This window comes from Streptomyces sp. NPDC059900, from assembly GCF_050270335.1.
In the GTDB taxonomy this organism is placed as follows: domain Bacteria; phylum Actinomycetota; class Actinomycetes; order Streptomycetales; family Streptomycetaceae; genus Streptomyces.
Window position 1 is genome coordinate 1 of the sequence record NZ_JBNNJZ010000892.1, and the last position, 2,316, is coordinate 2,316.

Annotated in this window: 1 protein-coding gene; it reads left to right on the plus strand. The window is 65.0% G+C overall.

The features are described from left to right. Window positions 1-70 precede the first annotated feature (70 nt). Window positions 71-2,316, plus strand: a 2,246-nt coding sequence (locus ACQKIP_RS45380; protein WP_427745673.1) for a type ISP restriction/modification enzyme, incomplete at its 3' end; no start/stop codon positions are given.

Sequence of the window (2,316 nt, forward strand, 5' to 3'; positions counted from 1 at the left end):
GCATATCTACGATCCTGAACTGCGGATACGCACAGGCTCGTACTACACACCGCGCGGCATCGTCTCGGCCATGGCCCGGCTCGTCGAGGACGTCCTGAAGCGGGAGGGTTTCCGGATCCCGTCCGGCTACGCTTCTCCCGATGTGGTCCTTGTCGACCCAGCCATGGGCACCGGCACCTTCCTCCTGTCGGCACTGGAGCTGGCCGCTGAAACCATCACCGAAGAAGAGGGCCCCGGCGCAGTGGGCCCGCGCCTGCGAGAAATGGTGGGGCGTCGGCTAGTCGGCTTCGAAATGCAGGTCGGCCCGTTCGCCGTGGCAGAGCTGCGCATGCACGCCATGCTCAAGCAGTACGGGTCCGCGGCCCCCGCCCAGGGGCTCCGGCTGCTGGTGGCTGATGCGCTGGACAGCCCGACAGCCGAGTTCAACTGGATCCCCCACACCTACCGAGCGCTCGCAGAATCCCGCCGCCAGGCCAACCAGGTCAAGCGGGACGAGCGTGTCATGGTCGTCATGGGCAACCCGCCTCACGACGCCGTGAAACGGGGCGCCGGCAAGTGGGTGGAACGCGGGGAGCCCGAGGCGGACATCCCCGCCCCACTGGGGGCCTTCCGACAACCTGGCAACGGCAGATACGAATCCAAGATCGCCAATCTCTACGTCTACTTCTGGCGCTGGGCCACCTGGAAGGTCTTCGACGCACACGACGACGCGCCATTCGGTGTGGTCGCGCTGATCACGCCCAAGGCATGGCTCAAGGGGCGAGCCTTCGCCGGAATGCGCCGCTATCTGCGCGAAACCGCCGACGAGGGATGGATCATCGACCTGTCCCCGGAGGGCCACCGTGCGGATGCTGCGACCCGCATCTTCCCCGAGGTCGCGCAGGAGTTGAGCATCGCGATCTTCGTACGATGGCGCGACAGCCCCAGACCACGGACAGAGCCGCAGACCGCGAAGGTAAGACACCTCAAGGTCGGTGGACGTCGCGACGAAAAGATCGAACGCCTGACGACCCTCCGGCTCGACGACCCTGAATGGCGCGAGTGCGCCACAGGCAAGACGGATGCCTTCCTGCCACCCGGCAGCGACCTGTGGGAGTCCTGCCCGCAGCTGAGAGACCTGATGCCGTGGTCGTCGCGTGGCGTCACGCCCGGGCGCATGTGGGTCTATGCGCCGGACAAGGGAACGCTTCAAAGACGGTGGCAGCGCTTACTCGCCGCGGATACCGAGCGGCGCGCCGAGATGCTCGGACGCTCCGGTGAGCGCACGCCTGCAGACAGTGTCCCGCCCTTGCCAGGGGTTGAATCTCACGAGCGGATACCCCTCGCGGCCGAGCACAAGACAAACCCTCAAACTGTACGCATCGGATTCCGGTCATTCGACCGCCAATATGTGCTGCCGGACAGCCGATTGATGGAGCGAGGCAGGGCGGACCTTTGGCGAGTCCGCAGTGACCGCCAGATCTACACCGTTGAGCAGAACGCCCACCCGGTGGTCAACGGGCCAGCACTGGTCTTCAGCGCACTCATTCCCGACATTCACTATTTCAACAACCGCAGCGGTTGCGCCCGTCCTCTTTACCGCAACGCCACCGGTACGCTGCCTAACGTCACACCCGGTCTGCTTGCCTTGCTCTCTGGGCGGCTCGGAGTACGGGTCGACGCCGAAGACTTGCTGGCATACGTCGCAGCGATCGCCTCTCACTCGGAGTACACGGCTCGGTTCCGAGAGGACCTTGAAGTCCCAGGCGCGCGGGTACCCCTCACAGCCGACCATTGCCTGTGGGAGCGGGCGGTTACCATCGGCCAACGTCTTCTGTGGCTGCACACCTACGGCGAGCGGTACGCCGACGAATCAGCTGGAAGGCCGCACGGCAGGGTGTTGCTGCCACGCGACCGCCCCCGTTGCGTAGCGGCGATTCCTGACGACGCGGAAGCCATGCCGGAGAAGCTGGCGTACGACCCCGTTACGCAGGACCTGTGGGTCGGCACTGGACGGATCAGTCCGGTGCCTCGCGCGGTCAGAGAGTACGAAGTATCCGGGATGAACGTTCTCGATAAGTGGTTTGGCTACCGCCGAAGGAATCCCGCCGGCAAGCGACGCCTCGAACTGGACCATGAGTACGCTCGATACTGGCTTCCTTCATGGACCACGGAACTGCTGGAGTTGCTGAACGTCCTCGGCCTGCTCGTGCGGGCAGAGCCAGCACAGGCTGACCTCCTCAATGAAGTGTGCGCGGGCCCAATGATCACGGTGACGGATCTGGCCACAACAGGCATCCTTCCCGTGCCCACAGAGGCGACCAAGGCGCTCAAGGC